General features: G+C 63.0%; 23 protein-coding genes and 1 pseudogene. 21 read left to right on the top strand and 3 right to left on the bottom strand.

Annotated features, from left to right (window positions below; translation table 11 throughout):
- Positions 1 to 6: 6 nt before the first annotated feature.
- On the bottom strand, positions 7 to 279 hold the full coding sequence (locus NKH01_RS13485) for a hypothetical protein (RefSeq protein ID WP_023716631.1): 273 nt from the start codon (positions 277 to 279) through the stop codon (positions 7 to 9).
- Positions 280 to 517: 238 nt separating this feature from the next.
- Between NKH01_RS13485 and NKH01_RS13480 the strand changes: the two genes are divergently transcribed.
- The 8 genes from NKH01_RS13480 to NKH01_RS13445 are packed head-to-tail and all read left to right on the top strand — an operon-like array spanning position 518 to position 9,474.
- On the top strand, positions 518 to 1,624 hold the full coding sequence (locus NKH01_RS13480) for an NAD-dependent epimerase/dehydratase family protein (protein ID WP_353020472.1): 1,107 nt from the start codon (positions 518 to 520) through the stop codon (positions 1,622 to 1,624).
- A complete protein-coding gene (locus NKH01_RS13475) occupies positions 1,621 to 2,700 on the top strand; it encodes an NAD-dependent epimerase/dehydratase family protein (RefSeq protein WP_353020471.1) in 1,080 nt (359 codons plus the stop codon). Before NKH01_RS13480 ends, NKH01_RS13475 begins: the two co-directional genes overlap by 4 nt.
- Positions 2,697 to 3,989: a TIGR04295 family B12-binding domain-containing radical SAM protein gene (locus NKH01_RS13470; RefSeq protein ID WP_353020470.1), complete on the top strand. Its 1,293-nt coding sequence runs from the start codon at positions 2,697 to 2,699 to the stop codon at positions 3,987 to 3,989. The genes NKH01_RS13475 and NKH01_RS13470 overlap by 4 nt, the downstream gene beginning before the upstream one ends.
- Complete coding sequence (locus tag NKH01_RS13465; RefSeq protein ID WP_353020469.1) at positions 3,974 to 5,074, top strand: glycosyltransferase family 4 protein; 1,101 nt, start codon at positions 3,974 to 3,976, stop codon at positions 5,072 to 5,074. Before NKH01_RS13470 ends, NKH01_RS13465 begins: the two co-directional genes overlap by 16 nt.
- Before the next feature lie 2 nt (positions 5,075 to 5,076).
- The gene (locus NKH01_RS13460; protein ID WP_353020467.1) at positions 5,077 to 6,207 is read left to right on the top strand and encodes a CgeB family protein; all 1,131 of its coding nucleotides are present in this window, start codon (positions 5,077 to 5,079) and stop codon (positions 6,205 to 6,207) included.
- Positions 6,204 to 7,298: a CgeB family protein gene (locus NKH01_RS13455; RefSeq protein ID WP_353020465.1), complete on the top strand. Its 1,095-nt coding sequence runs from the start codon at positions 6,204 to 6,206 to the stop codon at positions 7,296 to 7,298. Before NKH01_RS13460 ends, NKH01_RS13455 begins: the two co-directional genes overlap by 4 nt.
- A complete protein-coding gene (locus NKH01_RS13450) occupies positions 7,295 to 8,404 on the top strand; it encodes a CgeB family protein (protein WP_353020464.1) in 1,110 nt (369 codons plus the stop codon). The genes NKH01_RS13455 and NKH01_RS13450 overlap by 4 nt, the downstream gene beginning before the upstream one ends.
- A gap of 23 nt (positions 8,405 to 8,427) precedes the next feature.
- Positions 8,428 to 9,474: a UDP-glucuronic acid decarboxylase family protein gene (locus NKH01_RS13445; RefSeq protein WP_353020462.1), complete on the top strand. Its 1,047-nt coding sequence runs from the start codon at positions 8,428 to 8,430 to the stop codon at positions 9,472 to 9,474.
- Positions 9,475 to 9,724: 250 nt separating this feature from the next.
- On the opposite strand, the gene NKH01_RS13440 is transcribed toward NKH01_RS13445, so the two are convergent.
- On the bottom strand, positions 9,725 to 11,557 hold the full coding sequence (locus NKH01_RS13440) for a hypothetical protein (protein WP_353020460.1): 1,833 nt from the start codon (positions 11,555 to 11,557) through the stop codon (positions 9,725 to 9,727).
- A gap of 159 nt (positions 11,558 to 11,716) precedes the next feature.
- On the opposite strand from NKH01_RS13440, the gene NKH01_RS13435 reads away from it, so the two are divergent.
- The 10 genes and pseudogenes from NKH01_RS13435 to NKH01_RS13390 all read left to right on the top strand — a co-directional run bounded on the left by NKH01_RS13435 (position 11,717) and on the right by NKH01_RS13390 (position 20,304).
- Positions 11,717 to 12,820: an inositol-3-phosphate synthase gene (locus tag NKH01_RS13435; protein WP_353020459.1), complete on the top strand. Its 1,104-nt coding sequence runs from the start codon at positions 11,717 to 11,719 to the stop codon at positions 12,818 to 12,820.
- Complete coding sequence (locus NKH01_RS13430; protein WP_023716620.1) at positions 12,817 to 13,413, top strand: histidine phosphatase family protein; 597 nt, start codon at positions 12,817 to 12,819, stop codon at positions 13,411 to 13,413. The genes NKH01_RS13435 and NKH01_RS13430 overlap by 4 nt, the downstream gene beginning before the upstream one ends.
- Positions 13,414 to 13,427: 14 nt before the next feature.
- A complete protein-coding gene (locus NKH01_RS13425) occupies positions 13,428 to 14,531 on the top strand; it encodes a CgeB family protein (RefSeq protein ID WP_353020458.1) in 1,104 nt (367 codons plus the stop codon).
- On the top strand, positions 14,531 to 15,331 hold the full coding sequence (locus NKH01_RS13420; RefSeq protein ID WP_352850528.1) for a nucleotidyltransferase family protein: 801 nt from the start codon (positions 14,531 to 14,533) through the stop codon (positions 15,329 to 15,331). Before NKH01_RS13425 ends, NKH01_RS13420 begins: the two co-directional genes overlap by 1 nt.
- A gap of 2 nt (positions 15,332 to 15,333) precedes the next feature.
- The gene (locus NKH01_RS13415; protein ID WP_023716617.1) at positions 15,334 to 16,095 is read left to right on the top strand and encodes a TIGR04290 family methyltransferase; all 762 of its coding nucleotides are present in this window, start codon (positions 15,334 to 15,336) and stop codon (positions 16,093 to 16,095) included.
- The gene (locus NKH01_RS13410) at positions 16,088 to 17,020 is read left to right on the top strand and encodes a glycoside hydrolase 5 family protein (RefSeq protein ID WP_353020457.1); all 933 of its coding nucleotides are present in this window, start codon (positions 16,088 to 16,090) and stop codon (positions 17,018 to 17,020) included. Before NKH01_RS13415 ends, NKH01_RS13410 begins: the two co-directional genes overlap by 8 nt.
- 20 nt (positions 17,021 to 17,040) lie before the next feature.
- The gene (locus tag NKH01_RS13405; RefSeq protein ID WP_353020455.1) at positions 17,041 to 18,105 is read left to right on the top strand and encodes a glycosyltransferase; all 1,065 of its coding nucleotides are present in this window, start codon (positions 17,041 to 17,043) and stop codon (positions 18,103 to 18,105) included.
- A 7-nt stretch (positions 18,106 to 18,112) separates the two neighbouring features.
- On the top strand, positions 18,113 to 19,102 hold the full coding sequence (locus tag NKH01_RS13400; RefSeq protein WP_353020453.1) for a GNAT family N-acetyltransferase: 990 nt from the start codon (positions 18,113 to 18,115) through the stop codon (positions 19,100 to 19,102).
- A 59-nt stretch (positions 19,103 to 19,161) separates the two neighbouring features.
- A pseudogene (locus tag NKH01_RS13395) lies at positions 19,162 to 19,893 on the top strand (class I SAM-dependent methyltransferase); the annotation flags it as partial.
- 192 nt (positions 19,894 to 20,085) lie between these two features.
- The gene (locus tag NKH01_RS13390) at positions 20,086 to 20,304 is read left to right on the top strand and encodes a hypothetical protein (protein ID WP_023717099.1); all 219 of its coding nucleotides are present in this window, start codon (positions 20,086 to 20,088) and stop codon (positions 20,302 to 20,304) included.
- Positions 20,305 to 20,674: 370 nt separating this feature from the next.
- On the opposite strand, the gene NKH01_RS13385 is transcribed toward NKH01_RS13390, so the two are convergent.
- Positions 20,675 to 21,259, bottom strand: coding sequence for a sigma-70 family RNA polymerase sigma factor (locus NKH01_RS13385; RefSeq protein ID WP_353020452.1), 585 nt, complete (start codon positions 21,257 to 21,259; stop codon positions 20,675 to 20,677).
- Between the two features lie 286 nt (positions 21,260 to 21,545).
- Between NKH01_RS13385 and NKH01_RS13380 the strand changes: the two genes are divergently transcribed.
- The 3 genes from NKH01_RS13380 (at position 21,546) to NKH01_RS13370 (ending at position 22,557) form a co-directional block, all read left to right on the top strand.
- Positions 21,546 to 21,749, top strand: a complete 204-nt coding sequence (locus NKH01_RS13380; RefSeq protein ID WP_353020451.1) for a hypothetical protein — start codon at positions 21,546 to 21,548, stop codon at positions 21,747 to 21,749.
- A gap of 127 nt (positions 21,750 to 21,876) precedes the next feature.
- A complete protein-coding gene (locus tag NKH01_RS13375) occupies positions 21,877 to 22,224 on the top strand; it encodes a DUF982 domain-containing protein (RefSeq protein ID WP_353020450.1) in 348 nt (115 codons plus the stop codon).
- Positions 22,225 to 22,257: 33 nt separating this feature from the next.
- Positions 22,258 to 22,557: a DUF982 domain-containing protein gene (locus NKH01_RS13370; protein WP_084642356.1), complete on the top strand. Its 300-nt coding sequence runs from the start codon at positions 22,258 to 22,260 to the stop codon at positions 22,555 to 22,557.
- Positions 22,558 to 22,569: the final 12 nt, after the last annotated feature.

The following is a 22,569-nucleotide window of genomic DNA, read 5'->3' as shown; positions in this document are numbered from 1 at the left end:
ACGATGTTAGCTTTTCCGGCTGCGCTCGACGAATTTGTTGAAGCGGCTGGTCTTTCCGCCGCTGGTCTCATCCTGGTAGAGGAAGGCCAGTTCGTTCTCATCGAAGATCCTGAAGAACTCGTCCCATTCAACGGGCTCAAACGTCTCTTCAGGCTCGCCGAAGTCGATGCGCAATATGCCGCCCTCGCCCTTGGTGCGCACCACCGCCGGCCGCCCGTCGCGGTCCTCGGCCCAGCGGCGGATTTCGTCGTGATCGGTGGTCGTCTTCGATTCAGACATCGCAATCTCCCTTCGATTCCACCGCGAGATCCCCCGCGTTGCACAACCAGCAGATGCATCGCTGCCCGGCATGTGCGCGCGGTTGGTCGAACATGGCTCCTAACACCAAGCAGCCTTCGATGTTCCCACGCCTGGTTGAAACCTACCCCGGCGAGCCTCCTGAACTTTGTTGAAGCAAGGGAACAAACCTTTCGCCCGGAAGTTTGGGGCGGCAAAGCCATTCGTATGAGGAGCTGTCGTGAAACGTATACTGGTCACGGGAGGCTGCGGTTTCATCGGCCGCCACGTCGCCCAGGAACTCGTTGAACATGGCTATGGGGTTTCAATTCTCGATGCGCTGCTGGATCAGGTGCATGGCGGCGAGGCAATCAGCCTGCCGCCAGGTGCCAAGCTGATCAAAGGCGACGTTCGTGATCGCGACGCCATCGCCGAAGCCGTCGAAGATGTCGACGCGATCATTCACCTGGCGGCTGAAGTGGGCGTCGGCCAGTCCATGTACGAGATCGCCCGTTATGTCGGCGCCAACGACCTCGGCACTGCCACGTTGCTGGAGGCGCTGATCAAACGCCCGATCGAACGGATCGTCGTTGCGTCATCGATGAGTGTCTATGGCGAGGGTCTCTATGCCACGCCGGACGGCCGGCGCATCGACAATGTAAAACGGCAGCCGGACGACATCCGCAGCGGCCAATGGAATCCCCTGTCGCCGGAAGGTGAAGTCCTGTCGCCGTTGCCCACCGACGAGCAAAAACCGGTCGACCTCGCCTCGATCTACGCGCTGACAAAATATGCCCAGGAACGTGCCGTGCTGATCTTCGGCGAAGCCTATGGCGTCGACGCGGTGGCGCTGCGCCTGTTCAATGTCTTCGGCGCCGGACAAGCGCTCTCGAACCCATATACCGGCGTGTTGGCGAACTTCGCCTCCCGCATCGCCAATGGGCAGCGGCCGCTGATTTTCGAAGACGGCGAACAGCAGCGCGATTTCGTTCATGTACGCGATGTTGCCCTCGCCTTCCGGCTGGCGCTGGAACAGCCCCAGGCGTGCGGCCACGTCATCAACATCGGCAGCGGGCGCGCCTACGCGGTCAGCGAGGTCGCCCGGCTGCTTGCCGAGGCGATGGGCGTGCCTGGCCGCCAGCCGGAAATCCTCGGCAAGGCACGCGCCGGCGATATCCGCAACTGCTTTGCCGATATCTCGAAGGCGCGCGAACTGCTCGGCTTCCAGCCGCAGTACCGGCTGGAGCATTCGCTCGGCGATTTCGTCGCATGGGTGCGTAACACGGTCGCCATCGATCGCAGCGCCGAGATGAAGCGGGAACTCGAAGCGCGAGGGCTGGTATCATGAGACCGGATTCACGCAATTTTCGCGAAGCGCCCATCGCCATTGTCGGCGGCAGCGGCTTTATCGGCTCGAACCTCGCCGACAGCCTGTTGTCGGACGGCGAGCCGGTGCTGGTCATCGACAATCTGAGCCGTCCCGGCGTCGAGCAGAACCTCGAATGGCTGACGCAAAAGCACGGCAACCGCCTCGCCGTCGAAATCGCCGATATCCGTGACGCAAAGGCGCTCACGCCGCTGGTCGCAGGTTCGAAGGCGGTTTTCCACTTTGCCGCGCAGACCGCCGTCACCACCAGCCTGGTTCGGCCGGACGAGGATTTCGACATCAACCTGCGCGGCACGTTCAACGTCCTGGAAGCCGCTCGCCGCAGCGGCAAGCGCATACCCGTCGTTTTCGCCAGCACCAACAAGGTCTATGGCCGCCTCGCCGATCTCGCCATGCGCGAAGAGGACGGCAACTACGCGCCTTGCGATGCGGGCATCCGTGCGCACGGCGTCGACGAGACGCGCGGCCTCGATTTTTGCACGCCCTATGGATGCTCCAAGGGCGCGGCGGACCAGTATGTCCTCGACTACGCCAAGTCATACGATCTGCCGACGGCGGTGCTGCGCATGAGCTGCATCTATGGACCGCGCCAGTTCGGGACGGAGGATCAGGGCTGGGTCGCCCATTTCCTGCTTAGCGCGTTCTCCGACCGGCCCATCACGATCTATGGTGATGGCAAGCAGGTGCGCGACATCCTCCATGTTGCCGACGCGGTAGCGGCTTACCGCGCGGTGCTGGACCGGATCGAGGCGGTCAAGGGGCAAGCATTCAATCTCGGCGGCGGACCGGAAAACGCCGTCAGCCTGCGCATGCTGCTGAAGGAGATTCGCGACGTAACGAAACGGGACGTTCCGATCCGTTACGACCGCGAACGCACCGGTGACCAACCGTTCTTCGTCGCCGACACGCGCGCGATCGAGGCGGCGCTGGGGTGGAAAGCGCACGTCTCATGGCAAAACGGCATCCGCGACCTCGCCGACTGGCTGCAGCGTCATCGCCTCGACCCGCATCCCGAACCGGCGAGGTACGTGGCATGAAGGTCGCCCTGGTCAATCCGTCCTGGACCTACCAGGACAGCATCTATTTCGGCTGCCGCCAGCCGCATCTGCCGCTCGAACTCGGCTATTCGAAAGCCTTGCTCGAAGCCGCCGGCCACGAGGTGCTGATGCTGGACGGGCAGATCCAGAAGCTCGACAACGCCGCGCTCGCCGATCGCGTCGGCTCCTTCGAGCCCGATATGACCGTCGTCAGCACCGCGCCGACCTACCTGTTCTGGCGGTGCGCACCGCCCGAGTTGCGCGTGCCGGCCGATTTCCTCAACCATCTTGCCGGGCGCGGCGGCCGCACCGTCGCTGTCGGTCCGCATGGCTCGGCGACACCGGCGCCGACTTTGCGCAAGCTTGACGTCGACATCGTCGTGCGCGGTGAATGCGAGGAAGTGGTCGCGGAACTTGCCCGGCGCGACGACTGGAGCGCAGTGCCGTCCACCGCCCGTTTCGAGGATGGAAAACTGGTCTCGAACGGCGGCGTCCATGCGAGCTCGTTCATCGATCACCCAGCGCTCGAATGGCCATCGGACTGGATTGCCGCCCATTCGCACCATCATCACCGCTTCGACGACGACCAGGTTGGTTTCGGGGCGGAGGTCGAGGCGTCGCGCGGCTGCCCGTACAATTGCAGCTTCTGCGCCAAGATCGATTTCCGCGATGCCTATCGCCGCCGGAACCATGACGCAGTGATCGCCGAGATCGACCGGCTGATCGCACAGGGTGTCGGCTACATCTACTTCATCGACGAGATCTTCCTGCCGCAAAAGGCATTGCTGGAGGCGCTGGTCGATCGCGATGTGAAGTTCGGCGTGCAGACCCGTATCGACCTCTGGAAACCGGAACTGCTGAAACTGCTCGGCGCTGCCGGCTGCGTCTCGATCGAGGCAGGGCTCGAAAGCCTGACGGTGGAAGGCCGCGCCATGCTGGCAAAACGCTGCCGGTTGGGCACCGAGGAACTGGCCGCGCTGCTGGTCGACGCAAGGCGCCACGTGCCGTTCGTGCAGGCCAATCTGATCGGCGTGGTCGAGGACGATCCTGCGCTGGTCGACTATTGGCGAAAGCACCTGATCGACAACGGCGTTTGGGCCAACGAGCCGGTGCCGCTTTATCCCTATCCGAGTTCGCCCAGCTATCGCGAACTTTGGGGCGAGCCGGACGACCTCGCCTGGGAGCGCGCGCATGAACATTACCTCGCATCCTTCCGAACGTTCAGCGACATCCAGGAGAAGCGTCCGCGTCCGCTGGCCGAATTGGAGGCTACATGTTGCGGACACTGAGCCCGCCACGGCGCATCCTGATGACTGTCGATGCGGTTGGCGGCGTCTGGCGCTATGCGCTCGATCTGGCCAGGCAACTGGTCGCCAGCGGCGACAGCGTCGTGCTTGCCGGGCTTGGTCCAGAACCGTCCAGGCACCAGGCCGAGGAGGCCCAGTCGCTTGCGGCGCTGACATGGCTCAACACGCCGCCCGATTGGATGACCCGCAACGAGCACGTTCTCGACACATTGCAGCAGGAGTTGCGCCCACTCATCTGTGACTACGCTATCGACGTCGTCCATCTCAACGCGCCGACGCAGGCGGCGGCGCTCGATGTGCCCTGCCCCATCGTTGCGGTGTCGCATTCGTGCGTCGTGACATGGTTCCACGCCGTCAAGGGACAGGCGGCGGACGGCGAATGGGCCTGGCAGAAGGACCGTAACCGGCGCGGTCTCGACAAAGCAGGCATTGTCGTTGCACCCAGCCGCAGCCATGCCGACATGCTCGAAACCTGCTACGGGCCGATCGCGCGGCTGAGCGTCGTCGGCAACGGCGCACGGCCCGGCGCGAAGGGCGAAAGACGGGAATCGGTCGTTTTCGCCGCCGCGCGCTGGTGGGATGAAGGAAAGAATGCGGCGGTGCTTGACCATGCCGCCTCGCTGACGCGATGGCCGGTCTTCGTCGCCGGTTCGCTGCAAGGGCCGGACGGCCAGCATGTTGGCTTCAGCCACGCCGTTCCCGTCGGGCCGGTACCGCACGAGGAAGTGCGCTCGCTGATGGCGCGGGCCGGCATTTTCGTATCGCCGTCGCTCTACGAACCGTTCGGCCTCGCCACGCTGGAAGCCGCGATGTCGGCGACGCCCTTGGTGCTAGCCGATATCTCGACCTACCGCGAATTATGGGACGGCGCGGCGTTGTTCTACGACGTGCGCGATCCGGGCGATCTCGCCAGATGCATCAATGGTCTTTGCAGCGACGCGCAGCGCCGGCGAGAACTCGGTGAGGCAGCCGCCCGCCGAAGTCGCAGATTTTCATTGGCAAGACAGGCGACCGCCATGCGCGGCGTCTACGACAAGGCGGCCCTGGCCACCATGGCGGATAGTTGATTATGCGGTTTTTGTTCTACACCCATTCGATTGTTTCCGACTGGAACCACGGCAACGCACATTTCCTGCGCGGCATCATGCGCGAGCTGGTCGCGCGTGGGCACCAGGCGAATGCGCTGGAGCCCGCCGACGGCTGGAGCCGGTCGAACCTGCTGGCCGAGAAAGGGTCCTTCGCGATCGAGCGATTCCGGAATGATTTTCCCGAGTTGATGACAGTCACCTATGACGCCGCCTTCGACCACGAAGCCTGGATCTCCGATGCCGATGTGGTGATCGTGCACGAGTGGACCGCGCCGGACCTTGTCGCGCGGTTGGGTAGGGCGAAAGCAATTGGCGGGCGTTTCACGCTGCTGTTCCACGACACGCACCATCGCGCCATCTCGGCCACGCAAGCGATTTCCGCCTTGCAGCTTGAACATTACGACGGCGTGCTCGCCTTCGGCGAGGCGCTGCGGGAGAGCTATCTTCGCGCCGGATGGGGCAAGCGGGTCTTCACCTGGCACGAGGCGGCCGATGACCATCTGTTCCAGCCCCATCCTGAAATCGAGCGTAGCGCCGACCTGATCTGGATCGGCAATTGGGGCGACGACGAGCGCAGCACCGAAATCAGGGAGTTCCTGGTCGACCCGGTGCATGAACTTGGCCTGAGCGGCACTGTCCACGGCGTCCGCTATCCACGCGAGGCGCTCGCCGACCTCGCCACCGCCGGCCTGCGCTACGAAGGCTGGATCGCCAATGCCGACGTGCCGAAGGCATTCGCGGCGAACCGCATCACGGTTCACATCCCGCGGCGTCCATATCGCGAAAGCCTGCCCGGCATCCCGACCATCCGCATGTTCGAGGCGCTCGCCTGCGGCATCCCACTCGTTTCGGCGCCGTGGTCCGATGTCGAACGTCTGTTCAGGCCGGGCACCGATTTCCTGTTTGCAAACACCGGCTTCGAGATGCGGCATCATCTTCGCGCCGTGCTGCGTGACGCGGATCTCGCCGCTTCTCTGGCGACATCGGGCCTCGAGACAATTCGCTCACGGCACACATGCCGGCATCGGGCGGATGAATTGTTCGGCATGCTCGCCGAATGCGGGCACCGCCAAGCCGCCGATACGATCCTTGCAAAGGAGGCCGCCGAATGAAGATCGCATTTTACGGGTCGAGCCTGCTGTCGTCCTATTGGAACGGCGCGGCGACCTATTACCGCGGGCTGCTCAAGGCTCTGGCCAGGCTCGGCTACGACATCACTTTCTACGAGCCGGACGTCTACGATCGCCAGAAGAACCGCGACATCGAGGCGCCGGACTGGTGTGCCGTCGTCGTCTACGAGGCCACCCCGAATGCGCTCATGCAGGTGGCGGCGCGGGCGGCCGAGGCGGACATCGTCGTCAAGGCGAGTGGCGTCGGTTTCGCCGACGACGCGCTGTTGCGGGCGGTGCTCGATCACGCCCGTGCCGATGCGCTCACCGTATTCTGGGATGTCGATGCGCCGGCGACGCTTGGCCAGTTGCGCGACGAGCCCGACCATCCGCTGCATCGGGCGCTGCAGGAAATCGACCTCGTGCTGACCTATGGCGGCGGCGATCCCGTGGTCTGGGCCTATCGGACCATGGGGGCCGCCGAATGCGTGCCGATCTACAATGCGCTCGATCCGGAAACGCATCATCCTGTCGGCAAGGATATGCGCTTTGCCTGCGATCTCGCCTTTCTCGGCAATCGGCTGCCGGACCGCGAGGCACGCGTCGAGGCTTTCTTCCTCGATCCGGCCAGCCGCCTGGCCGATCAGCGCTTCCTGCTCGGCGGATCGGGCTGGGGCGACAAGCAGATGCCCGCCAATGTCCGATGGCTCGGCCATGTCGGCACGCGTGACCACAATGCACTGAACGTCACGGCCAAGGCGGTGCTGAACATCAGCCGCGACAGCATGGCGGCCAACGGCTTTTCGCCTGCGACGCGCGTTTTCGAGGCCGCGGGCGCCGGCGCATGCCTCATCACCGACGCCTGGCTCGGTGTCGACCTGTTCCTGAAACCCGGTGAGGAAATCCTGGTCGCGCGCGATGGCGACGATGTCGCCGAGATCATGCAAAGCCTTAGCGCCGAACGGGCCAAGGCGATCGGGGCATCTGCGCTTCGGCGGGTGCTTGGCGAACATACTTATACGACACGGGCCGTTTTGGCCGACGCCATTTTCAGGCGCCATTTCGAGCGTCCGACCGTGGAGGCGGCGGAATGACAAAGCCACTCGACATCGTCTTTCTTGGCCTGTCACTCTCGTCGTCCTGGGGAAACGGCCACGCCACCACCTTTCGGGGGCTGCTTAAAGGTCTCCGCGAACTCGGCCACCGCGTCACCTTTCTCGAACGCGACGTGCCGTGGTACGCAAGTCACCGGGATCTGCGCGATCCCGATTTCTGCGCCTTGCGCTACTATGAAACGACCGATGATCTTCGCCGCAATTTCGCGCGCTGCCTGCGCGAGGCCGATATCGTAGTCGTCGGGTCCTTCGTTCCTGAAGGCCCTGAAATCATCGACGTCGTGGCGTCGCTGTGCACGGGTCAGTTCTGCTTCTACGATATCGACACGCCGGTTACGCTGGCGAAACTTTCAACCGATGATTGCGAGTACATTGCCAGGCGGCAGGTTCCGTATTTCGACGTCTACTTCTCCTTCACCGGCGGACCGACGCTTGCCCGTCTGACGGCGGAATTCGGCGCGAGGCGGGCCGAGCCGCTCTACTGTTCCGTCGACCCGGAACGGCACCACGGAACCGGTGATCCAATCCGCTGGGATCTCGGCTATCTCGGCACTTACAGCCCCGACCGCCAGGCGACGCTGGAGGCGCTGTTGTTCGAACCGGCGCGTCGCATGCCGGAGCGCCGCTTCGTCGTGGCCGGCTCGCAATATCCGCGTGAAATTGCCTGGCCGGACAATGTCGATCGCATCGAACACCTGCCACCGGCAGATCACGCGGCCTTTTACAGCCGCCAACGCTACACGTTGAACGTCACGCGCAGTTCCATGATCGCGGCCGGATGGTCGCCCAGCGTGCGACTCTTCGAGGCAGCCGCCTGCGGCACGGCGATCATCAGCGATAGCTGGGCCGGACTGGACAGCCTGTTTCCAGAGCGGACGATCCACACGGCGCGCAGGACCGAGGACGTGATCGGCATCCTGTCTGGGGAATCCGACTGCGCCCGGCTTGCCATGGCCAGGCAAGCGCGCGTGCTCATCCTGGCAGCCCACACAAGCACCGCGAGAGCCCGCGAATTCGTTTCGCTGCTGGCGCGGGCCAAATCGCCACGTTCTGCTCTCGATCTGGATGTCGAGAGTGCAGCATGACCCGCAGACGGGAGAAAATAGAGATGCAGCTATCAAGAAAGGCGCAACGGACCAAGACCGTGCTTGTCGCCGGCGGCGCAGGCTTCCTCGGTTCGCATCTTTGCGAGACATTGCTCCAGGCCGGCTGGCGCGTGATCTGCGTCGACAATTTCCTTACCGGCCGCATGGAGAACATAGCATCGATCGCCGATCGTCCGGATTTTCGGCTGATCAAGCAGGACATTTGCCGGCCGTTGGAGCTTGGCGAACAGGTGGACCGCATCTTCAACATGGCGTGCGCGGCCTCGCCGCCACGCTATCAGGCCGACCCGGTCCACACGACGCGGACTTGCGTCATCGGGACGCTCAATCTGCTGGAGCTCGCCGCCCGCAATGGTGCCCGCTTCCTGCAGGCGTCCACCAGCGAAGTGTATGGCGATCCAGAACAGCATCCGCAAAAGGAGGACTATGTCGGCCATGTGAACTGCATCGGCCCCCGCGCCTGCTATGACGAAGGCAAGCGCACCGCCGAAACATTGTGCTTCGATTATTTGAGAATGGGAAAAGCCGATATCCGCGTCGCGCGCATCTTCAACACCTATGGTCCCAGAATGGACCCTGCGGACGGACGGATTGTTTCCAATTTGATCGTGCAGGCACTCGAGAGACGGCCGCTGACGATATTCGGCGACGGGCTGCAGACCAGGTCGTTCTGCTACGTTTCCGATCTGGTCGACGGCTTGATCCGGTTGATGGAGGTCAATCCCAGCCCGCACCAGCCGGTCAATCTCGGCAATCCGGGGGAGTTCACCATCCTGCAGTTGGCGGGCCTTGTGAGGCGCATGACCGGAACCGGATCGGCCTTGAAATTCCTGCCGCTGCCGCAAGACGATCCTCGTCGTCGGCAACCCGACATTTCCCGTGCAAGGAAGCTTCTCGGCTGGTCGCCAAAAGTGCCGCTCAGGCAAGGTTTGATGCATACCGTCAGCTATTTTGCCGAGCTTGAGGCGACGCAGATGGTCGACAGAAGACGTCGAATTGCCGCCAGCATGCGTTCTGCATCAGGCCGGCTGCAAAACCTGCCGGCCTGACGGCAGTATTTGCCACGTTCTCTCGGAGATCACGGTCGTTTCGCGCCGATCGTCGGTCACTTTTTCTCGTCGCGGGAACAACCCGTCCAGCTTCCGGTTCGGCCAGGGTACCGGCATGGAGACGATTTGTGCATCCAAAGCGATCCGCCAAAGACATCGAGCAAATGGCCGCAAGAGAGACGGCTGCCTTCCTGCAGCGCGCCTCCATCACCTATCTGGAATGTTGCGTGAGCCTGATGCTGACGCATCTTCAGCGGGAAGAGGTAGCCGCCATCCTCGAAAAGGAAGCGGATATGCTTCGCCGGCTGGACTGATCCTGCTCGAAGGGCCGCAGGTGCCCTTGGGTATCCAGGAACCGAAGCAACATCGCCGTATAACGTCTTGCCGCGGCCGCCAGCCGGATCTGTTCCCGATCATCGCCAGATCGTAAAGCCATGCTCCACAAGCCAAGCTGGAAGGCGAGATAGCAGGGCTCGTAGTAGTGGACCAGATTGGCATCGACGGGACGGGAGGCTCTCGCTTCCACAACCTTGCAAAGCGCCGCAGTCGCCGCGTCCGAGAGGCTGTATTCGACGCGGGCGCCGGCAATGTCCCAGGCGATGTCCTGACAGCCGACCAGATCGTGCGACCGGCAATGGTCGAGGGCGTCCGTCTTGATCAGCGTTCCGCCGCGCGAAAGGATGAACTCCCAAGGATGAAGCCGCCCGTCGATCTCGACCCGCTGCATATTCTTGGGTTGAGCCTGTGTCGAAAACCAGTTCTGCAGCTCCGCCGCGCGGCTTTCGCCCAGCGCCTCACTTGTATTCCGCACGGCCATGTCGGCAAGCACCTCCAGCGAGGCGCCCGGCTCGGAGGCGGGCAGATTGGCTGCACGCCAGGCCAGATAGCGCGCGAGATGAGCGACCACTCTTTCTTTCGAATGCCTTGCCCGGTCCAGAGTTGTACCCTCGATCCAGCGTTCGACGAGAAAGCCATGGCACAGCCCGGCGACTTCCGGACCAAAGCCTGCATCGTGCAGCCTCCTGGCGGTCTCGGCCTTGTGCATTCCGATTTCGCCGAGGCCAACGAACTTGACCGACCATTTTTCCCGGCCCGCAGAAGCGAGAAACTTTCGCCGTTCGAAGCCGCGGTGAACGGGTGGCCAATGATCCTTCGAGTAATAGTGAAAGCGACGCCACTCTCCGCCGGATGTTTCCGTCAGGCTGACCGCTGTGCTGCCGATCGTCCGGGCTACCCAATTCCGCAACGTCGGGACAGCGGATCCAGCGGGGAAAGTCCGTTCGAAATCCGCGGTGTGTTTTTGGCAAACCCTCCATGCCTCACGACTGTCCGCCGAAGCCTCGGGACCCGGGCCACCCAAATGGCTTGGGAACAGATGGATGCGCCTGGCATCGATGCCCAGCGCTTGTAGCCATGCGACCACGGCGTGGAACGAGCTGCCGGACAGACCCGGGCCTTCGTCGACGATGGCAAAGCGGGCCGACGGCTTCGTCATCCAGCCACCGATCAGCTCCGGATCGGCGGCAAGCCGCCTGCTAAACGGGTGGCCGGTCGGACGGACGCTGACGGGTGCTGGTGCGCCGATGGCTGCAGCCACCATCGCTGCAAGCCCCAGGCCGATGCTGCGGATGCCGATTACGCATGTGTTCGCATCGAGACCCGACTGCCGCGCGGCGACGAAATAGCTCTCCGGATAAAGCGCGTAATGGGCGTAGCCCTCAGCCGAGCCGGTCAGAATGTCGCCATCGCATTCGAGTTCGGCCAACATTCGCGGCACGTCAGCATCGACCGGGCCATCGATCGTGAATCCGGCCTCCCACGATCTACCCACGTGCCGGGCCAAGCCGACCAGCAGGTTTGCGCCCGCGATCCGCTGTCGAGAATTCCTGTCCGTGCCGTTGGCCTCGAATTCAGCATCGGCAAGGCCTTGGACCAGTTCCGAGGCCCTGATGAATAGGCCGACCAGGGCTGCGTGGCGTTCGATCCCACTTGGCATGTCCGCAATGTGCTCGGCCGCTTTGCACGCTGAGCCGCGAACACGTTGCGCGCCCTGCATTTGCTTGTGGTCGCCATAGACGATCATTGTCCCGTCCCGGTTGGCCTCACCCCTCGCTGCACAACTCGGCGGGCGCTACTTTGATCCACTATCGGTTGCACGATTTTTGCAGCCGGCAAGGAACAATCCGGGAGGAAGGCGGTTTGGCACGAAGAACTTACCTTCAACAGCATAGGCAGCGGTTTCGTGGGATCGAAGAAAGTTCGAATCGGTATAGTCGGCGTCGGCAACTGCGCTTCCTCCCTTGTTCAGGGCATTACCTATTACCGCGACGCAAGGAGCAATGAGCCCATACCCGGGCTGATGCACGCCGATCTTGGCGGCTACCATGTCAAGGACATTGAAGTGGTCTGCGCATTCGACGTCGCCAAGGGCAAGGTCGGACGCGATGTGGCAGACGCGATCTACAGCGCGCCGAACAATACTTTCCGCTTTGCCAATGTGGCGCCTACCGGCGCTCGCGTCGAACGCGGACCGACGCTGGACGGCATCGGCAAATATCTGCGCGACGAGATCGAGGAGGCCGACGAGCCGGTCGCCAATGTCGGCAAGATCCTCGCCGACAGCGGCGCCGAAGTCCTGGTGTCCTATCTGCCAGTCGGTTCGGAAGAGGCAACGCGCTTTTATGCCGAGTGCGCGCTCGAGGCGGGCTGCGCCTTCGTCAACTGCATACCAGTCTTCATCGCCTCGCGGCCGGAGTGGCGCCGCCGCTTCGAGCAACACGGCCTGCCGCTGATCGGCGACGACATCAAGAGCCAGGTCGGTGCGACGATCGTACATCGTCTGCTTGCCAACCTGTTTCGTGAGCGCGGCGTGCGTATCGATCGCACCTACCAGCTCAATTTCGGCGGCAACACCGATTTCCTCAACATGCTGGAGCGCGAGCGGCTGGAATCGAAGAAGATCTCAAAGACGCAATCCGTCACCAGCCAGATCGATGTTCCCTTGGAGCCCGGCAACATTCACGTCGGGCCGAGCGACCACGTGCCGTGGCTGACCGACCGCAAGTGGGCCTATATCCGGGTCGAAGGCACGACCTTCGGCGGTGTGCCGCTGAATGCCGAGCTCAAGCTGGAAGTGTGGGATTCGCCCAACTCGGCCGGGGTCGTGATCGATGCGGTGCGTTGCGCCAAGCTGGCGCTCGACCGCGGCATCGCAGGCGCGCTGACCGGTCCCTGCAGCTACTTCATGAAATCGCCGCCCGAGCAGTTCACCGACGCGGAAGCCCGCCAGCGCACGCTCTCTTTCATCGCCGGTAAGGACGAGCCGATGCTCGATGCCGCGGAATGACGACGACGTTCTTTCTGGTCCGCCACGCCGCGCATGACAATGTCGGCTGTTATCTTGCCGGACGGATGGCGGGCGTTTGCCTCGGCGAAGCCGGCAGGGCACAGGCCTCGCATCTGGCTGACCGTATGGCACGCGAGGCGATAGCGGCAATCTTTTGTAGCCCGCGCGAACGCACGCAGGAGACGGCCAATCCGATTGCACTCGCCTGCAATGCCGGTGAAATCGTAATCCGCGAGGAACTCGATGAGATCGACTTCGGCACCTGGTCGGGAAAGACCTTCGAGGAACTGAACCAGGATGCCGACTGGCGGGTGTGGAACGACCAGCGCCAGCAGGCGAGAACACCGAGCGGCGAGACCATGCTGGACGTGCAGCAACGCGTCGTCTCGCTGATCGAGCAGGTCCGCGGAACATACCAGAACCAGTGCGTTGCACTGGTCAGCCATGCCGACGTCATCAAGGCCGCCGTGTGCAAAGTGCTCGGCCTGTCGCTGGGGAACTGCTTTCGTTTCGATATCGACCCAGCATCGATCACCACGGTTGTTTGGGGAGACTGGGGGTCGAAGCTGATCAGACTCAACGAAGCTGCCTGACGAGGAATTGCCGGATGCGCATGGTCATTTTCGGTCTTACCGTGACATCGTCTTGGGGCAACGGGCACGCCACGCTGTGGCGTGGATTGATCCGGGCGATGGCCGGGCTGGGCTGGTCCATCACCTTCTTCGAGCGCAACACTCCCTATTATGCCGGGACGCGCGACCTCGACCAGTTGGATGGCGGCAGCATTGTCCTTTATCCGGACTGGCAGGACATCCAGAGCGTTGCCGAGCAGGCGGTGAATGAGGCCGATGTCGTCATCGTCACCTCCTATTGCCCCGATGCGGTGAGCGCATCGCGCCTTGCCCACCAGGCCTGTCGCGGGCTGAAGGTCTTCTACGACCTAGACACGCCGGTGACGCTGGCGCGAATCGAACAAGGTGAGCCTCCGGCCTATTTCGGGCCGGAAGGGCTTCGCGATTTCGACCTCGTGCTGAGCTACACGGGGGGGACCGCGATCGATGCGCTGAAGACGATGCTGGGCGCGCGCCGCGTCATGCCGCTCTACGGCCATGTCGATCCAGAGCGACACCGGCCGGCCCCGCCCAAGCCGGAGTTTGCCGGCGACCTTTCCTATCTCGGGACGTATGCGGCAGACCGCCAGGCCGGGGTCGAAAGGCTGCTGGTCAGTCCGGCTGCGCGCCTGCCGGATCGCCGTTTCATCATTGGCGGCGCACAATATCCGCAAGAGTTCCCGTGGAGCGACAATATTTTCTTCGTCCGTCACCTGCCGCCCGCCGAACACCCCGCCTTCTTTTCATCATCACGGCTGACCCTGAACGTGACCCGCGAGGCGATGGCCGAAAGGGGCTGGTGTCCTTCCGGCCGGCTATTCGAAGCCGCCGCTTGCGGTGCTGCGATGGTGAGCGACACGTGGCCGGGACTGGCGGCCTTCTTCCGGCCCGGCGAAGAGATCGTCGTGGCCAACAGCACCGACGACGTGGTCGCCGCGCTCGACCTGCCCGACGCAGAGCTTGACGCGATCCGCCGCCGGGCGCGGGAGCGGGTACTGGACGAACACACCTCGGCGCGGCGGGCGAAGGAATTCGACCGCATCCTGTCCGATGCACTGCACGGCTCCACGCATGGCGAGCCGTTGAAGGAGGCAGTTTGATGTTGGGCATCGTGCCCGCAGCCGGACGGGGAAGCCGCATCCAGCCGCTCGGCTTTTCGAAGGAGCTTCTGCCGGTCGGCAGCCGCATCGACGGCAACACCGAGCGGCCTTGCGCGGTCAGCGAATACCTGGTGCGCCGCATGGTGCGCGCGGGGGCTGACAAGATCTGCTTCGTCATCGGCTCGGGTAAGTCGGATATCCTCGAATATTATTCTGCCGGCTATGCTGATGCGGCCGCGATGTTTGTGGTGCAGCCCTCTCCGGTCGGCCTTTGCGACGCCATCTTCCGCGCCGCACCGCTCGTCGCGGCCGATGAGACCGTTCTGGTCGGGTTGCCCGATACGATCTGGTTTCCCGAAGACGGCTTCCTGGCCCTCCCGGACGACGGCCTGTCCTTCCTGCTGTTTCCGGTGGACCAGCCTGAATTCTTCGATGCCGTCGTTGTCGATGAGGACGACCGGGTGAAGCAAATCCAGGTCAAGCAGCAGAATGCCCAATCGAACTGGATCTGGGGTGCGTTCAAGATGCCCGGCCGTACCCTTCACCGGCTCGCCGCACTGTGGCGGGAACGGGACCGGTGCGACGAATATATCGGCACGCTGGTCAATGCCTACCTCGCCGCCGGAGGCGAAGCACATGGCATCAAGGCTGGCACCGCCTATGTCGATGTCGGTACTTTCAACGGCTACCGCACCGCACTTCGGCTGCTCGAAAGCGCCGCCAGTACCAAGGACGACCAAGCCGCCATGACGCTGCCCGGCCACCAGCACCTCCCTATCCTCGCAGGCGAAGGAGGCTAGCCATGCTGCATTCCGATGCCGAAATCCGCCGCCGCATCGATGCGCTCGGCCCATGGTTCCACAATATGGAGCTGGCCGGCGTGGAAACGGCTCCCGATCATTTCCTCGGCAATTACCCGCTGATCAAATGGCGCAAATTCGCCGACGCCATTCCCGCCGATCTTTCCGGCAAGGCGGTGCTCGACATAGGCTGCAATGCAGGTTTCTACTCTATCGAGATGAAACGCCGCGGCGCCGGCCGCGTGCTCGGCATCGACTTCGACGAGGCATACCTTGCGCAGGCGCGCTTTGCCGCTGAGGTTGCGGACTGCGACATCGAATTCCAGCAGCTCTCGGTCTACGACGTTGGCGCGCTGCGTGAGCGGTTCGACATCGTGCTGTTCATGGGAGTGCTCTACCATTTGCGCCATCCCTTGCTCGCTCTCGATCTGATCCGGGAGCACGTTGCCGACGACCTGATGATTTTCCAGTCGATGCAGCGCGGCAGCACCGACGTGCCGGCACTCGAGCAGAATTATCATTTCTGGACGCACGACCTGTTCGACCGGCCGGAGTTCCCAAAGCTGCATTTCATCGAGCATCGTTATGCCGACGACCCGACCAACTGGTGGATTCCCAATCGCGCCTGCACCGAAGCCATGCTGCGCAGCGCCGGCTTCGAGATCGTGCTGCAACCCGAGCAGGAGGTCTATTTCTGCCGCACCGCCGACGTACCGGCCGGCGGCGGCGCCATCTACCCGTCGAAAGGACAGATAAATGATTGAAGCCGCGATGATCTGGAACGAGCCCAACAACAAATCCCACTGGGATCCAGAGCTCGATCCCGACTGGAGCCGCTTCGCCAACATGGCAATCCTGGCCGCCGACGCGATAGCGTCGGAGAATCCGGCCTTGACCAAGGTCCTTGGCGGCATCTCGCCGATCGACGCCGCCTTCATGATACGGATGAAGGAATTCGGCGTGCTCGATCATGTCGACGCGGTCGCCGTGCACGGCTTTCCGCTCGACTGGAACCTCTGGCAGATCCACGAATGGCCGCAGAAGATTGGCGAGATCTCGGCTGTCACCGATCTTCCGGTATGGGTCAGCGAGGTCGGCGTGTCGACCTTCGGTGCCGAGGAGGTACAGGCCTGGGGCCTGCGCCGGACCGCGGAACTGCTGATCGGCAATGCACCGCGCATCCAATGGTATAGCCTCTACGACCTGCCGCGCGAATGGGAAGCGACGACGCGCCATCGTGAGGCGGAAGGCTCTTCCTACTACCGCCATTTCTACATGGGCCTGCTGCGCCAGGACGGCACGCCAAAGCCCGCGCTCGAGGAATTCCTGCACCACGCGCCGGCAATGGGACTGGTGCAGTGGTTCCATTTCGAAGATCACCGGCTGGATGACGCCGTCGCCTGGATGAAACGGCTCGGCGTCACCAATCTGCGCACCGGGCTTTCCTGGGCCGACAGTTTCAGGCCGAACGCACTTGACTGGTTCGACCGGCAAATGGAGGCTTTGGCCGACTTCGACGTGACGGTCACCTTCTGCTTCACGCCGGAACACCGCGGAATGATGCCGCACCACGCCAGCCCGCCGCTGGTGCCGGAGGAATTCGCCGAGTTCTGCGCGGCAATGACGCGCCGCTATGCCGGCAGCATCGCTGCCCCTTCCGCCGGCAGACAGCGCGCCTCCGCAGCGTGAGGAGCTTCGGCTCGCCAGCCATGACGCTCACCGTCCTCAACGTCGCCTATCCCCTCGCCCCGGTCGGGCCGGATGCGGTCGGCGGCGCCGAGCAGGTGCTGTCGATGCTCGACCAGACGCTCGTACAGGCCGGACACCGTTCGATCGTGATCGGCTGCCAGGGCTCGAGCGCTGCCGGCACTCTCATCGAGACGCCGGCCGAACCGGCTGTGCTCGATGAAGCGGCGAAGCGTCGGGCCCAGCGTGCTCATCGCGCTGCAATCGCTACCGCTCGCGCCCGTTGGCCAATCGACGTGGTTCATTTGCACGGCATCGATTTCGATGCCTATCTGCCGGACTATGGGCCGACATTGGTGACCTTGCACCTGCCGCTCGACTGGTATCCGGCCGATGCTCTCACCCCGGCGCGAGAGGATCTGTGGCTGCATGCGGTATCGGCGGCTCAGCAACGAACCGCGCCACCGGGCGCCAGGCTGATCGGGCCGATCCCCAACGGAGTGGACATCGACGCGCTGAGCGAGCCACAGGTCAAGCGTGAGTTTGCGCTCGTGCTCAGCCGAATCTGCCCGGAAAAGGGCATTCATCTGGCGCTGGACGCAGCCAAGAAGGCCAACGTACCGCTGGTCATCGGCGGCAAAGTCTATCCCTACGAAACCCACACAGCGTTTTTTCGCGACGAGGTCGAGCCGCGGCTGGACAGTCGGCGCCGCTTCCTCGGTCCGCTCGGCTTTGTCGCCAAGCGGCGCCTGCTCAACACAGCCCGCTGCCTGGTCGTCCCGAGCCTTGCCGCGGAAACCAGTTCTCTCGTCGCCATGGAGGCACTCGCCTGCGGCACCCCCGTGGTGGCCTTCCCGAATGGCGCACTTCCGGATGTGGTCGAGCATGGCAAGACGGGGTATCTCGTCAGAGATGTCGACGAAATGGCGGAAGCCATCGTTGCCGCACCCGGCCTGGACCCTGAGACCTGCCGGGCCGAGGCGCGGCGCCGCTTTTCACTCGACCGCATGGTCTCCTCCTACATGGACGCCTATCGGGCGCTGGCACGGCTCGGCACAGACAGCGGACAGCTCGCGGCGGCGAAGTGAGCGGGACATGCTCCGCAGCGAGATCATCGACGATGCGGCGGGCCTCGAAGCCCTCGGGCCACACTGGTGGGAACTCTGGTCGCGCAGTCCCTCGGCGACGCCGTTCCAGTCTCCCGCATGGCTGGTGCCGTGGTGGCGGACATTCGCTCCCGGTGAGCTTGCGACGGTCGCCGTCTGGAGTGGCGACGATCTGGTCGGCCTGGCGCCACTCTATCTGGAATGCCAGGAAGCCGGCGCGCGGTTGCTTCCGCTCGGGATTTCGTTGAGCGACTATCTGGACGTCCTTTGTCTTCCCGAGATCACCGAACCGGTCGGCGCCGTCATCGCCGGCTCGGTTCTTTCCATCGGCTGGTCACAGTGGATCTTGCCGGATCTGCCGGCCGGCGGTGCCGGCCTCGCCATCAGGCATGCCGCACTCGAAACAAGCCAGGCTGTCGGCGACGCTGCCTGCCCGGTGCTCTCCCTCACGGGCGATGAGACGCTTCTAAGCTGTGTTCCGGCGCGGCGACGGCGCCAATTGCGCCGCGCCCATAGAGCCGCTTCGAGACGTGGCCGGGTCGCCATCGAACCCGTTTTGTCCGATCCGCAGACATTCCTCGATCATTTGATCCGCCTTCACCGCGCGCGCTGGGCCGGAAACGGCGACGGCGTCCTGTCCGACAGCCGCGTGGAAGAATTCCACCGTCAGGCGCTGCCGCTGTTAGCTGCTCAAGCACTTGCCCGATGCTGGCTTGTCGCCATCGATGGCGCGATTGTGGGCGCCTATTACGGGTTTCATCATCGGGGCCGCGCTTACGCTTACCTCGGTGGCTTCGATCCGGCCTATGCGGAGGAAAGTCCCGGCGCGCTGCTCATCGGCCAGGCGATAAGGCAGGCGATCTGCGAAGGCGCGGAAGAGTTCGATTTTCTGCGCGGACAAGAGGCCTACAAATACAGCTGGGGCGCCGTCGACCGGTGGACGATGCGCAAGATCTGGACGCGGAGCAAAGGGGGGTGAGCGCGACCCGATCGAGATCTCGGCGGGCGACATCAGCAACGCAGGTGCTGGAGGAGTGCATGGCAGATGGTGCCGGCGTCGAAGCCGTCATCGCCAGGCTGGCTCTCCGTTTTGAGACAGGAATCGACGCCGTAGAACTGGCGAAGATTGCGCAAAATATGCACTCGGCCGACCCGCGAAAGACGGCGGAACTACAGCGGATTGCCGACCTGCTTCAGCGCAGGCCCGAGATCTTCGTCACGCTCCGCAAAACGGGTGCTGCGGTTCGGCACGAACGCGGTGAGGGAGAGACCGACGATGCGGTCGTCGAGCGGCTGGCGGCCGGGTTTGACGCGGCGGCGGCGATCTCCCCGGCGGCGAGCGTCCAGCTGTCATCGCTGGGCAATGAGGAAAAGCTCTCGGCTGCTACGGCTGAAATCGTTGCATGGCTGGAGAGGCGAGGCTTTACCGGCACTGACCGTGACATACTGGACATCGGCTGTGGTATCGGTCGGTTCGAACAGGCGCTCTCTCCTCTGTCGCACCGGATCGTCGGCGTCGACATATCCCCAGCGATGATCTCGATCGCCCGCCGGCGATGCGCCGGGCTCGGCAATGTAGAATTCCGCCCTACCCGCGGTTTCGATCTTGCCGATTTTCGCGATGCCAGCTTCGATCGCGTGCTGGCCGTCGACAGCTTTCCCTATCTGGTGCTGGCCGGCCTCGCGGAACGACATTTCGTGGAAATCGCCCGCGTGCTGAAGAGGCCGGGCATGGCCGTGCTTTTGAATTATTCATATCGCGGATCGCCGGCGCTGGATCGCGCCGACGTTCATGACTTCGCCAATGCAAATGGCATGCAAGTCCTCGTCGACGGCGAAAAGCCGTTCCGGCACTGGGACGGCGATGCCTTCCTGCTTACCATTTCCGGCGGAACATTGCGGCCCAACGCTGGTTCGGATGCCGAACGGGAAAAGCCGCTCGACAGTATGAAGGAGGACAAGATGGCGTCCGGCAGCAAGAAGCACATCGGTCGCGGCAGTCACGGCAAAGGCGCTGGCGCTGGCGCGATGACCGATCTTCCCAAGGACAAGATCGGAGAGAACGCCGTTCTGTCCAACAGAGACAAGAAGCAGCACACCAAGGAGCGTGGGCTCGACGGCAATCGGGTCAAGTCCGAGCAGTACCAGGATCATTCAGCGGATCGGCGGCCTGAAAACTGATCGTTGCGGCGGCATGTGGCTTGCAGCCGGCGAGCAATTGAAACGCAGCGAGAGCCCAACTGCTGACCAAGCTGTGCAAGGACCGAAGCCGGTCGCATGGAATAGCCTGCAAATTCTTGCAAACTCGCACTGTTGCCACCAGAGTGAGGTGAAGGGACCAACATTTGCCAAGAGAACGCGATGTCTCGCTCAAGGGAAGATTCCGTCAGCACGCGTGCCGATCTGACGATAGACCGGGAAATCGCTTCTTTGCTTGCGGCCATCGAACAGGAAAGGGTTCCTGACCGGCTGACCAAACTTGCGATCGAATTGCAGCACGCGCTTGTGGAAAGACGATTGCGCGAAACCAGCAACTAACGTGACATGTATATTAGCGGCGCCTCTCGGCTTCGAAGTCCAGTTGTCCTTCGGATAGGTAGCTGCGCCTTTCCATCAGGGTTTGCGAGGAACTTTCGCCAAGGTATTCCAGCACGCCGGCGCGTGCCCTGTTGAGCCGGCTTTTCACGGTTCCCACTGCGCAACCGCATATTTCGGCCGTCTCCTCATAGCTGACGCCCAGCACGCCTATCAGCATCAGAACCTCGCGCTGGTGCTCGGGAAGGCTCTGGATGGCCTGGTGGACTTCCTTGCCCTGTACGGACCATTCCTGCGTCGCTTCCGAGATTGGACGCAGGGAAGCGCAGTCGAGCAGGCCGGGCGCTTCCCTCACTGCGGCCCTGACACGCGTGTAGTAGGTGTTGCGCATGATGGTGAAGAGCCATGACTTCATACGCGTTCCAGCCTCGAACTTGTCGATGTTGGCCAGTCCCTTGGTCAGCGTCTCCTGGACCAGGTCGTCCGCATCATCGGGAGTGCGGCAGAAGGTGCGGGCGAAAGCCCTCAAAGCGGGTATCAGGTGGACGATGGAAACTTCTTCGGTTTCGCGGGGCGCGAAGGCGTAGGCTGTGGGTGGCAATGGTCCAGCTCCCGTCCAGAATGAGTTCGTGAGCGCAGACCAGTTAAATGCATTGGGCGAAAGATCGTTCCGAGTGGCGAAAATCACCCGGCTCCAGAAACCGGAGAGGCTTGGCTGTGCAATCCAGCCGCCGGCGATATTTTTGACGGAACAACCACCGGTATCGCGGAGTTCGAATCGAGGTCGTCCGAAAATCCGGGGCGCCATTGGCGCGTCGAAACGGATTTCGCAGAGAGCCTTGGCCGCCTAAAGGACGGCCCGCCACCTCAAAAAACAGGAGGAGTCCATGACAGGAAACAAGCACGTTAAAGGCAAAACGCCGGCCGATAGCGACCTCGCCAACGATCCCGGCATCGGCAGCTCCAAGGGCACGATCAAGGAGGGCGACCGGCTCGATCAGGGCGACAACACGTTCGAAGGTGATGTCGAGAACGACACCACGCCCCAAGGCGGTATCAATCCCCGGCAGAAGATCCGGACCAACAAATAATGCCAGGACCGGCCGCCGCACGATCGAACAAACGCGCTGCAACCCGTGCAGCAATCCCGCGTTAAAGAGCATCGGCCTCGCGTCCGTCCCGAGCGTTGATGCGACAGGCTCTTTCGCGGAGACACAGATGACAAAAAAATCCTTTGGCCGCCCCGTTCCAATTCTCGTCGGCCTTGGTTTCCCTCGCCATGTCGAAAATATCTGGCAGGCCTATGACGTCTTGAACGAATGGCCGAGCCGCGGCCCGGCGCACAAGGCGGCGTTCGACGCCTGTCGCGCCGGGCTGGCTGACGAGGTCGATACCCAGACGGTGCGCGCGGCGTTCGAAGCATTCGCCCGCAAGGCGGGCATTCTGGCGCACGATATGACGACCGAAACACCAGCACGCATTACAACACCTGCGAAGGCTCACGACGTTTGGCTAAAACGCCCATCGGACGGCCCTCCAGACCCTGGAGAAACCCAGCTTACTTGAAGCGGCCAGCTTGCTTGAACCGGGAGGAATACGGTGCTGAGAATAGAGTTCGATACTCCTGTTTGCATCTATTTCGGCAAGCCTGGGCGGTCGCGATTGGTCAGTTCCGTTTTCGAAGCATTATATTGCCTGAAAAGCGAGAAATGGCCGGCGCGCAACGCGCCGCTGTCGCTGATGGCGGCAGATTTATTGAATCGCGCCCGGACCGGTGAAATCACGGCCGCCAAAGCCCGCCAAGCATTTGTCGACGCCGCTTGGGAGGCGAACATTCTTGTCGAGGGCGAGCCGCATGATGCGCATGCCCCGACAGCCTTCATGTCCGACATCGAGTGAGCCGGCAGGCTG

This window comes from Mesorhizobium sp. M1403 (genome assembly GCF_040317695.1).
GTDB lineage: Bacteria > Pseudomonadota > Alphaproteobacteria > Rhizobiales > Rhizobiaceae > Mesorhizobium.
This window is presented reverse-complemented; position numbering and strand designations above follow the sequence as displayed.

Bases quoted from the DNA above. Each gene is read 5' to 3' on its own strand.
- NKH01_RS13485 (WP_023716631.1), bottom strand. From the start codon at position 279: ATGTCTGAATCGAAGACGACCACCGATCACGACGAAATCCGCCGCTGG.
- NKH01_RS13475 (WP_353020471.1), top strand. From the start codon at position 1,621: ATGAGACCGGATTCACGCAATTTTCGCGAAGCGCCCATCGCCATTGTC.
- NKH01_RS13470 (WP_353020470.1), top strand. From the start codon at position 2,697: ATGAAGGTCGCCCTGGTCAATCCGTCCTGGACCTACCAGGACAGCATC.
- NKH01_RS13465 (WP_353020469.1), top strand. From the start codon at position 3,974: ATGTTGCGGACACTGAGCCCGCCACGGCGCATCCTGATGACTGTCGAT.
- NKH01_RS13460 (WP_353020467.1), top strand. From the start codon at position 5,077: ATGCGGTTTTTGTTCTACACCCATTCGATTGTTTCCGACTGGAACCAC.
- NKH01_RS13455 (WP_353020465.1), top strand. From the start codon at position 6,204: ATGAAGATCGCATTTTACGGGTCGAGCCTGCTGTCGTCCTATTGGAAC.
- NKH01_RS13450 (WP_353020464.1), top strand. From the start codon at position 7,295: ATGACAAAGCCACTCGACATCGTCTTTCTTGGCCTGTCACTCTCGTCG.
- NKH01_RS13445 (WP_353020462.1), top strand. From the start codon at position 8,428: ATGCAGCTATCAAGAAAGGCGCAACGGACCAAGACCGTGCTTGTCGCC.
- NKH01_RS13440 (WP_353020460.1), bottom strand. From the start codon at position 11,557: ATGATCGTCTATGGCGACCACAAGCAAATGCAGGGCGCGCAACGTGTT.
- NKH01_RS13430 (WP_023716620.1), top strand. From the start codon at position 12,817: ATGACGACGACGTTCTTTCTGGTCCGCCACGCCGCGCATGACAATGTC.
- NKH01_RS13425 (WP_353020458.1), top strand. From the start codon at position 13,428: ATGCGCATGGTCATTTTCGGTCTTACCGTGACATCGTCTTGGGGCAAC.
- NKH01_RS13420 (WP_352850528.1), top strand. From the start codon at position 14,531: ATGTTGGGCATCGTGCCCGCAGCCGGACGGGGAAGCCGCATCCAGCCG.
- NKH01_RS13415 (WP_023716617.1), top strand. From the start codon at position 15,334: ATGCTGCATTCCGATGCCGAAATCCGCCGCCGCATCGATGCGCTCGGC.
- NKH01_RS13410 (WP_353020457.1), top strand. From the start codon at position 16,088: ATGATTGAAGCCGCGATGATCTGGAACGAGCCCAACAACAAATCCCAC.
- NKH01_RS13405 (WP_353020455.1), top strand. From the start codon at position 17,041: ATGACGCTCACCGTCCTCAACGTCGCCTATCCCCTCGCCCCGGTCGGG.
- NKH01_RS13400 (WP_353020453.1), top strand. From the start codon at position 18,113: ATGCTCCGCAGCGAGATCATCGACGATGCGGCGGGCCTCGAAGCCCTC.
- NKH01_RS13390 (WP_023717099.1), top strand. From the start codon at position 20,086: ATGGCGTCCGGCAGCAAGAAGCACATCGGTCGCGGCAGTCACGGCAAA.
- NKH01_RS13380 (WP_353020451.1), top strand. From the start codon at position 21,546: ATGACAGGAAACAAGCACGTTAAAGGCAAAACGCCGGCCGATAGCGAC.
- NKH01_RS13375 (WP_353020450.1), top strand. From the start codon at position 21,877: ATGACAAAAAAATCCTTTGGCCGCCCCGTTCCAATTCTCGTCGGCCTT.